Origin of the sequence: Pseudoalteromonas sp. TAB23, assembly GCF_000498075.1 — a bacterium.
GTDB lineage: Bacteria > Pseudomonadota > Gammaproteobacteria > Enterobacterales > Alteromonadaceae > Pseudoalteromonas > Pseudoalteromonas arctica.
This window is the reverse complement of sequence record NZ_AUTP01000265.1, coordinates 37692-47349: the sequence shown is the minus strand read 5'-3', so window position 1 is coordinate 47349 and position 9658 is coordinate 37692. Positions and strand designations below refer to the sequence as shown.

Sequence of the window (9658 nt, the reverse complement as noted above, 5' to 3'; positions counted from 1 at the left end):
AGCAACTCATTAAAATTATATTAGGTAGCAATGCACTGCGCGACCCGACCCCCCATACAAACCGATGGGATGAACAAGATATAGTATTGATTGCTTATGGCGATTCTATTATTAAACACGATGATAGTGAATTTGCCGTATCGAGCCCAATGGAGGCACCGCTTAAAACACTACACCGGTTTATAAAAGAGCAATGTGATATGCAGTTAAATGCGCTGCATATATTGCCATTTTACCCGTATAGCTCAGACGAAGGCTTTGCCGTAATGAATTACGTGCAGGTGAATGAGTCGTTAGGTGATTGGGGAGATATTCAAAACATCGCTAAAGACGTAAAGTTAATGGCAGATTTAGTTATTAACCATTGCTCAAGCAGAAGCGTATGGTTTGAGAACTTTTTAAACGACCTACACCCTGGTAAAGACTACTTTAAAACCGCTAGTTTAACGGATGATTTAAGCCAAGTTGTGCGCCCGCGAACCTCATCGTTATTAAATACTGTAACTACGCCAAGCGGCGAAAAGCACGTATGGTGTACCTTTAGTCACGATCAGGTTGATTTTGACTTTGGCAATCCCGATGTGCTTAAAGAGTTTGTGGGAATAATTCGTCATTATTTAGACAATGGCGTGCGTTTGTTTAGGCTTGATGCGGTTGCATTTTTGTGGAAACAGCTTAATACAAGTTGCATTAACTTGCCGCAAACACATGAAGCAGTAAGGCTAATGCGAACACTTATTGAGCACGCAGAGCCCAGCGTAGTTATTATTACCGAAACCAATATTCCAAACCAAGAAAACCTATCGTACTTTGGTAACGCTAACGAAGCGCACAGTATTTATAACTTTGCCTTACCGCCATTGTTGCTTCATACATTACTTAGTGGCGATAGTACTGCAATAAAGCATTGGATGATGAGCATGCCGCCTGCGCAAAATGGGACGGCATACTTTAACTTTATAGCCTCGCACGATGGAATAGGGCTCAGACCAATTGAAGGTTTACTACAACCCAGCGAAGTGGCCTCACTAGTAAGTACAACCATGCAGTTTGGTGGTCGTGTATCTATGCGTACCAGTAACGATGGCACACATACACCGTACGAGCTAAATATTGCTTTATTTGATGCAATGCAAGGTACGCACAATGGCCCCGATAAGTTTGGCCTTGAGCGATTTATGTGTGCTCACGCAATTATGTTTGCGCTTGAAGGTATCCCAGGGCTTTATATTCATAGTTTGTTGGGTACAACTAACGATTACGACCGATTTGAAAATTCACAGCATAACCGCGCTATAAATCGCCATCGTTGGCAAGAGTCAAAGCTACTGGCGGCAATTGGTGAAAAGTATAGTCATCATCATAAAGTGTTTAACGGCATAAAAAGTTTATTGGCAGTACGCAAAAAGCAGAGTGCCTTTCACCCCAATGCTACACAGTTTACGCTGCATTTAGCAGGTGGATTGTTTGGTTTTTGGAGACAAAGCATTGACAGGCGCCAAAGTATATTTTGTGTTTATAACATTAGCGATAAACCACAAACACTCACATTGGCCGACTTAAACTTAATTAACACCCAAAAGTGGTTTGATTTGGTAGCAGATAAAACGATTGAAGAAAGCCAATTAACGATAGAGCTAGAACCATACCAAAGCGTGTGGCTGAGTAATATTAAATAAGACCTATTAAAAAGGCTCGCACTGCGAGCCTTTGTTTTAACTAATAAGTTATTTTATTAATTATAAGCTGTAGCTTAAGTTAATGTAGCCAAAGCGGCCAATGTTATCGTAACTTGCGCTACCCGCGCTTGTACCACGTGAACCGTACGGAAGTTTACGGTTAAATACGTTATCAACACCTACTTTAACGCCTAAACCGCTATCGAAGTTATAACCAACAGTCATATCGGTAATAAAGTATTTACCGTAAGACATTTGATTACTTGGGTTCGGGTTGTTTTCAAGTTCAACATTTGTGTATAAATCGACTTCACTTAAAAAGCGTGTTTCAACTGTTGAGAAAAAGTTATCCATAACATAACTTACAGATAAGTTAGTTTGCCACTTAGCTTCACCTGTAGTACCTGCGTATTCAATGTAGTTACTAGGGTCATCTTGGAACGGGTAATCTTTACGTTCAATTAAGTAAGTACCAATTAAGCGTGTTTTAAAGCTACCTTCAAACGCGTCAAAATCGTAACCTAGTTCAAAATCTATCCCTGATGCTTTTTGGCCAGCAACATTTAATACAGAGTTTTGAATTAAAGTAATTTCACCATTAGCATTACGTGTAATTAAGTCACAGTACTGATTGTTTATACCTGTTGCGCTATCTACACAGCGATCAAGAATGTCTTGAGCGTTAATTGTGTCAATTGCATCTTCAAGTTCAATTTCCCAGTAATCAATAGTAAGTAGCGCGTTTTCTAAAAACTCTGGTTGGTAAACAATGCCTACAGTTGTACTTGTTGACTCTTCGCCTTTTACATCGCGGTTACCACTGCTTAAACCATCTAAAGAGGCTGAATCGTAATCTGAGTTAAAGTCACTCGCTACGCCTAATGCGGCACAGTTTGCAGTACGTGTTGCACCGTTTGATAAGTCACCTAAGTTTTCAGCGCGACACGGGTCGTCTACATTGTAGAAAGTTTGGCTTGCTGCACCAAATACTTCACTAATGTTTGGCGCACGGAGTGCTGCAGATTGAGTTACACGTACACGTAGCTCATCATTTACAGTCCAATCAAGGCCAAGTTTCCAGCTAGTTGCTTCGCCAATCGTACTGTAGTCAGCATGACGTACTGCAGTATCAAACACTAAATCTTGAATAAGTGGTAAATCAGTTAAAATTGGCATCGTCGCTTCAAAGAATACTTCGCGAACATTAAACGAGCCCTTATCTTCGCCCAGTGCGTTAAAGAAAGTACCTGCTGCGTTATCTGGCTCTTTTGTTTCGCTTTCTTCTTTACGGTACTCAGCACCAAATGCAACACCTACATAGCCTGCTGGTAATTCAAAAATAGCGCCATTAGCAAGTGAGCCAGAAATAACTGTTTGCTTAATAGTTGATGTGCCAACAGATACCGTATTAATGTAATCAATGGCTTGTTGAGATGGCGAACCAAACCCCATAATATTTACAGGAACACAGCCATCAGCTTGGGCTGCAGCACTACGACATACTACGTTACCGTTTGTATCTTCAACTGCATCAAGTGCATTAAAGTAGTTGGCTACAATCATGTTAGCGCCGTTTTCACGCTCTAGATCAGTTTGGCCATATACTATTGAGGTATCTAATTCCCAATCATCAAATACTGTGCCTTTTAAGCCGGTAACAAAGCGCGTTGTTTCACGCGTATTGTTTTCAATGCGGCGGCCAAGGTCGGTCATCATGCGGTTAACCATGATCGAATCAACACCTTCCTCTTCCATACGTGCTTTAATGGCTGGGTCTAGGTAAGGGTTGTCGATTTTGATGCTGTTTTCATCGTCAAAGAAGAAAAACGCAGGTTGACCTATGCTTTCGCCTTGGCTGTTTACGTATTTTGTATCAAAGTAAACGTTTAAGTCGTCGGTAACATCGTAGTTAACTTTAAAGTTTACGTTGTAGCGCTCAAACTCAGGTTGAATCTCTTCAAATTGACCAAGATTAAACGAATCACAGTTTGCACACGACAAGCCATCTACATTATCACCTATGTATAAGTCGCGAGCGCTGCTGTCGGCGTTAAAGCTATTAGTATATCCATCTTCAAGTGCATAAACACCGGCGTTATTAATAGCGTAATAACCAGCATTAGGTGTTAAGATTTTATCAGGGAAAGCTGCGCTATCTTTGTTTGCTTCTGTTTGGGCTTGATTACGTAAACTACTAAACGAAGTGCTAGTCCAAGGGTGAGCAAGCGCGTTTAATGAATCCTGGCCTGAGTACTCAATAGCAAAAGCTGCATTACCACGATCGTTATCAAAGTTAGAGCCGTATGAGAACGTCGCTTTTTCGTTGTTGTAGCTGCTTAAATCGGCAAAACCACGTGTAACGCTAAAGTCCATGCCTTCAATGTTGTCTTTTAATATAAAGTTAACAACACCTGTTACCGCATCAGCACCGTATACAGCAGATGCACCACCAGTAATTATCTCTACACGTTCAACCCATACACTTGGAATAGTGTTGGTATCTACAGATTGAGAACCTGCAGAGCTTGATACATGACGCTTACCATTTACAAGTACCAAAGTACGATCTGTACCCATGTTACGTAAATCAAGAATATTTAAACCCGCAGTACCAATAAAGCGGCCTGAGTTAGCCATAGAATATGTATTGCCAAGTGCTGGTAAATTGTTTAGCGCTTCACCAATGTTTACAGCGCCAGTGTTCATTAGCTGCTCACCACTTATAACTGTAACCGGTGCCGGCGCAATAGCACCTTCACGTAAAATACGTGAACCCGTTACTTCAACACGTTCAATTTTTGTTGCTTGCTCATCTTGTGCAAGCACAGAATTACTTGCTGTTGCAGCAGCAGTAATTAATGCACATTTAATGCTAGTAGAAAGTAAATTATGACGTTTCATTTGATTCCCAGAGAACATTTTATAGTAATTAAATACAATGTAGTTTTATCCAAATGCAGTTTGTATTTGGATAAAGCCCTATAACTTTTTTTATGAGGGCGGCGATTATTGCATGCTGATTATTTTATTAAAAGGAGCTAACTCACTGTAAAATAAGCAACTTGAAATAACCTGAAGAACTTTTATTGTGTTTTTTGGTATTAATTACAAAGGCCCTTTAAATGATTTACTGTGGTGTTTTTACATTTAGTTTTTCTTATATGTTTTAGTTGTTAACATTGGTTTTTATTTGTTAAATTTTAAGTTGTTTTTTAAGTCAATTTTTTGCAGTTTATAATTATTCATATATAAATTTTTATTTATATGAAGTTGCCAGCAAGTGTTATATGTACTTATTTGTAAAGGTTATGTGTGTTATTACTCTTTTAAAGTGATTTTTATTAGGTGTTTTTTATTCAAAAAAATCGTTATTTGAATATTTTTCACTATTGCGGCTTTAAAATGATTAATTTGTAAACCCCCTTTACAGCCCAAAGTGCTCATAACAGCTCGTAAAGTTACTTTGCTACGTAAACTTGATACAATTTAGGTGTTTTTAATTAATAGGTTTGACCATGAAGTATTTAGTTATTATTTTTACCTTTGCGTTTAGTTCAATGTCTTTTGCGCAGCAAGAAGTCGATCTTGAAGTAAATATGAAAAACACGGGCCTTGCATATAAACAAGCGGTGCAGGCAACTCAACTTAGTGAATTTAATACTGCGATTGATGAATTTATAAAGCTGGTTAAAGTGAGTAAAACAGGTAAGTTTTACAAAAAACCTGAGCAGTCATTGCAGGGCCTTGATAAAGTGATTGCTCAAGCTGAACTTGCAAAAAAAGCAGCAAACGATCAGGGGCTAAGTGCGGCAAAAAAACCACTGAAAAATATAGATAATTTACGTAAAAAATATCATGAGTTACACGAGCCTCCAGGGTTCTTTGAATTACTGTTCGGTTCATAAACCTAAACTATATGTATCTTTAGTAGCTACTTTTAAGCTAATTGCGTTAAAGGTATCTGCAGCAATAAATATAAGGAAACACAATGGAAATTTCAGTTTCAATGTTAGAAGGCCAAAAGCAAAGCGCTAAATTTGGCGACCTAGAAGTAATAAGCGATCAAAGCGTAAACGCTGGTGGCAATGCAGAGTATCCAGAACCGTTTGATTATTTTTTAGTAAGTATGGTTCTATGTGCAGGTTTTTATGCGCGTAAGTTTTGCGAGCAGCGTGATATTTCAACGCAAGGTATGACGCTTACTCAAAATAACGAAAATGTAGATGACAACGGTAAAAAGCTATTTTCAATTGAGATTAACTTACCAGAAGGCTTCCCTGATAAATATAAAAAGGCGCTTATTGCAGCCGTTAATACCTGTACGGTAAAAAAAGTAATTCAGGCAGTACCAGAGTTTTCAGTAGTGGTAAAATAGTCCCCCTAAATTAGGTAGCTTAAGCAAGCTACCTAATTATATGTTGAGCATCCCCGTTTAACTTATTTCTTTTTCATTCCTTGTACTGCTTTAAAGCGTGGGTTGTTTTTACAAATTACAAATACGCGGCCTTTGCGTTTTACAATTTGACACCCCGGACGTTGCTTAGCACTTTTAAGAGAGCTTAATACTTTCATACCTTTTCCTTTTTAACAGTCGATAAACTTTTAAAACGACGATTAAACTGCGCAACGCGGCCATCTGTAGCGGTTGTTTTTTGCTTGCCTGTATAAAATGGGTGCGAGTCACTTGATACATCAATAGGTACGTATGGATATGTATTACCGTCTATTTCTACTGTGCGGCTCGTTTTTATGGTTGAGCCAATAATAAAGTAAGAATCGGCAGCTGTATCGTGAAAAGCAACTACGTGGTAATCAGGATGAATATTTGGTTTCATAATACGCCTCAATAAATGATATGTGATAGTATATCATTTTAATTTAACGTATTTATTCCCCCATTGCAAATTATTTAAATGTTCCTCAAAAAGGCCGTAATTGCTGGCTATTTGCGCAAACAAATCAAAAAATAAGCACTTGAATCAAAAATGCTGGCTATTGGCGTTTAGGCTGTTATAACTATATTTAAGAGTTAAAACGTTAACAAATACGGTTATAAAGTTATTACAGAGGTTATGTATGAGTGACGCAACACAACAACAAGAACAAATTGACCAAGGGGTGATGGAAACCCTAAGAGAGCGCGACCACAGTACCTTGGCGCAACAAGTAAATCCTTTAACCTGCAACCACAATGATATTGTAGAGTTACTAGCAAGGTATATGGCACTAAGCGAGCAAGAAGATGATGAGCTGTTTGATGATTGGTTTGATAACCTAACTAAAGAGCAACATACTGTTTTAAAAGTATTTGAAGTTTACCGTGGACAATATGAGCACCAAAATTAAAGTGTTTATTTTTGTAAGTATGCCAAATCCAGTGGTTATTTAAATAAAACTAAATAGCCACTACTACTTTTTCAATAAAGAGTAGCTATGTTGTATCAACCACTAATCCCACCTGTTTAAATCATAATTTTTTGCGGATTGAATCTTATCTTTATTTAGGCACGACTTACTGATATTTATAAATATTTATTTATTGCTATTTTTAGGTAATGTTCTAGTTTGAATAGGCAGACTGTTTATAGTTTAAATAAGTTTATCGGATTATATACTAGAAAATATTCGCTCCAGTTTCGTAATTTATAAAACATTTAAAATTAATAGAGCTTTAATGATTAAACCTGAGATTCCAAATAACGAAGCTGAGCGATTACACGCGCTTAGAGCATTAAAAATTCTAGATACGTCTCATGAAGAGCGCTTTGATCGTGTTACTCGTATTGCCAAGCGTATGTTTAATGTTTCTATTTCATTGGTTACTTTGATTGACGAAGACCGCCAGTGGTTTAAATCAAGGCAGGGGCTTNGCGGCTGAGCTTCCTCGCGAAACCTCATTTTGTGGCCACACCATAAATCAAGACGAGTTATTAATAATCCCAGATACAGCTCAAGACGAAAGGTTTTTTGATAACCCCTTTGTTACAGGCGATCCTAAGGTACGCTTTTATGCAGGCTTTCCTTTAAAATTAAGGGAGGGAGTCATTATAGGCACTTTGTGCCTTGCCGATAATAAACCTAGACAACTCAATGATGAAGAAAAACAATTACTAAGAGATTTAGGCACGTTAGTCGAGCGAGAAATTCAATCAATTCAACTAGCCACAATTGATGAGTTAACAAGAATCTCTAATCGACGTGGCTTTTTAAACCTTGCCGAACATACGCTAAATGTATGTAGGCGAAACAAAGTATCAATGTCGTTTATATTGTTTGATCTCAATAAGTTTAAACAAATTAATGATATTTATGGACACCACGAAGGCGATTTTGTATTAAATAAATTTGCACAAATTATGCTTAGTTCATTTCGTGATTGTGAAGTAATAGGTCGACTTGGCGGAGATGAATTTGTTGCGATGTTAAGCGATTCAGACGAGACAAAAGCAGAGTTTGTTTTACAAAGGTTTGCGGATGCAATAGAGCATGCTAATAATACCTTAAACAAGCCATACAAAATTGATTACAGTGTAGGAGTAACAAACTTTAAACACGATACAGGTAAATCAGTTGAAGATATGATTCAAGATGCTGATGTTGCAATGTATCAGCAAAAAAAGCAGCAATCACTTTAGTGAACTATTTAGTTTAATTGCTGCTTGAACTTCACTTAACTTCCTCATGCTAGTATGAATCTTATAATATGCCGCTATTCGCTATTGCAGTCATTTTTTGCCGCGGGTGATGCTAAAGACACATTTGGTTGCCAAATCCTGTTCCATATTTTATGAAGATTGTTTAAGTTTGGTCTTTGACTTATTTTTTCAAAGTTACCAATACTCACTTCTGAATCATTTTTTTGACCCACTACAAAATTAAACACATAGTTGCACTCCATGCCCATACGTAAATCAGAAAGTACAATATTGCTTTGCTGTTGGCGCACCGAATAAAACCCTTTAGTAAACCACTGCAAGCGTTTTATAGCCCATTCATCGCTAATATTATTTAACAGTGAAGGCGTTGTTTGATAAGCCGTTAATGTAACATCGCTGGGTGCGTCAAATACTGATGCATAACCTTCGTAGTATTGTCCCTCAGACATCACAACAATACGCCACAGCAAAGTGGTTAGCGGAGCAGGCGTACTAACATACGCATTTACTGGTATTTGCCTGTTGTTGAGTGCTGTTTTTACTTTGTCATCAATATTTACTTTTAAAATTAAAGCGCAAAATAAATATAGACTACTTAAAACTAAAGCCGCTGCATTTATACGATAAGCCGTTGCTGCTTTTATTTTGGGTATTAGCGTACATATTACGCCAATTAATAAAGGAAGCGTGTAAGCGGGGTCAATAATAAACACACTAGAAACCGCAAAGGGGTACTCAGTAAAAGGCCAGAGTAGTTGTGTACCGTATACCGTTAGGCTGTCTAATAGGGCATGTGTAGATAAACTTAAAAATACTAGCCAAAACCAGCGGACTTTATAAATTTGCATTCCCGCGTGTACTTTTAATATTAGCCATACAATGAGCGGGCTAATTAATAAATGTATTAATAACGAATGGCTAAAGCCACGGTGATAAGTAAATGCTTCTACAGATCCGCCATATGGCAAAAATACATCTAAATCAGGGAGCGTGCCTAAAATTGCTCCCCATAAAACGGCTTTTCGACCTATTTTATTGCCTAATACCGCATAACCTACAGCACTGCCTAATGCTACCTGCGTTAAAGAATCCATTTTGATTAATACCTTTAATTAATACTTTTATTATTTATACTTTTTGATTATTAAAAAGCGTCAAAAAATCAGTTAAAACGTTTAATAAGCATATCAATATTAATATACAGAACTTATAAACTAAGCCTAGGCTTTATGAAATCTAAAAAAGCCACAATTCGCGACGATACCGCACTGTTTTTTATAATACATGGCTTTGATAATTTCTTGATTATTTGGAGAATAAAAC

General features: G+C 37.5%; 8 protein-coding genes and 1 pseudogene. 5 read left to right on the top strand and 4 right to left on the bottom strand.

What is annotated here, in order from left to right; translation table 11 throughout:
* Positions 1–1679, top strand: a 1679-nt coding sequence (locus tag L654_RS0115990) for an alpha-amylase family glycosyl hydrolase (protein ID WP_024608425.1), incomplete at its 5' end; no start/stop codon positions are given.
* A 60-nt stretch (positions 1680–1739) separates the two neighbouring features.
* Here L654_RS0115990 and L654_RS0115985 read toward each other — a convergent pair.
* On the bottom strand, positions 1740–4580 hold the full coding sequence (locus L654_RS0115985; protein ID WP_024608424.1) for a TonB-dependent receptor: 2841 nt from the start codon (positions 4578–4580) through the stop codon (positions 1740–1742).
* Between the two features lie 614 nt (positions 4581–5194).
* Between L654_RS0115985 and L654_RS0115980 the strand changes: the two genes are divergently transcribed.
* Both L654_RS0115980 and L654_RS0115970 read left to right on the top strand, forming a co-directional pair.
* Positions 5195–5584: a cytochrome b562 gene (locus L654_RS0115980; protein ID WP_024608423.1), complete on the top strand. Its 390-nt coding sequence runs from the start codon at positions 5195–5197 to the stop codon at positions 5582–5584.
* An 83-nt stretch (positions 5585–5667) separates the two neighbouring features.
* Positions 5668–6054, top strand: coding sequence for an OsmC family protein (locus L654_RS0115970; protein WP_024591728.1), 387 nt, complete (start codon positions 5668–5670; stop codon positions 6052–6054).
* Between the two features lie 62 nt (positions 6055–6116).
* On the opposite strand, the gene ykgO is transcribed toward L654_RS0115970, so the two are convergent.
* On the bottom strand, positions 6117–6251 hold the full coding sequence (gene ykgO / locus L654_RS0115965) for a type B 50S ribosomal protein L36 (RefSeq protein ID WP_002958669.1): 135 nt from the start codon (positions 6249–6251) through the stop codon (positions 6117–6119).
* Positions 6248–6514, bottom strand: coding sequence for a type B 50S ribosomal protein L31 (locus tag L654_RS0115960; RefSeq protein WP_007580864.1), 267 nt, complete (start codon positions 6512–6514; stop codon positions 6248–6250). Before L654_RS0115960 ends, ykgO begins: the two co-directional genes overlap by 4 nt.
* Positions 6515–6755: 241 nt before the next feature.
* On the opposite strand from L654_RS0115960, the gene L654_RS0115955 reads away from it, so the two are divergent.
* Together L654_RS0115955 and L654_RS01000000126220 are read left to right on the top strand one after the other, a co-directional pair.
* Complete coding sequence (locus tag L654_RS0115955) at positions 6756–7025, top strand: hypothetical protein (protein WP_007580861.1); 270 nt, start codon at positions 6756–6758, stop codon at positions 7023–7025.
* Positions 7026–7353: 328 nt separating this feature from the next.
* A pseudogene (locus tag L654_RS01000000126220) lies at positions 7354–8314 on the top strand (sensor domain-containing diguanylate cyclase).
* A gap of 74 nt (positions 8315–8388) precedes the next feature.
* Here the strand turns inward: L654_RS01000000126220 and L654_RS0115945 are convergent.
* The gene (locus tag L654_RS0115945; RefSeq protein ID WP_024608422.1) at positions 8389–9429 is read right to left on the bottom strand and encodes a metal-dependent hydrolase; all 1041 of its coding nucleotides are present in this window, start codon (positions 9427–9429) and stop codon (positions 8389–8391) included.
* Positions 9430–9658: the final 229 nt, after the last annotated feature.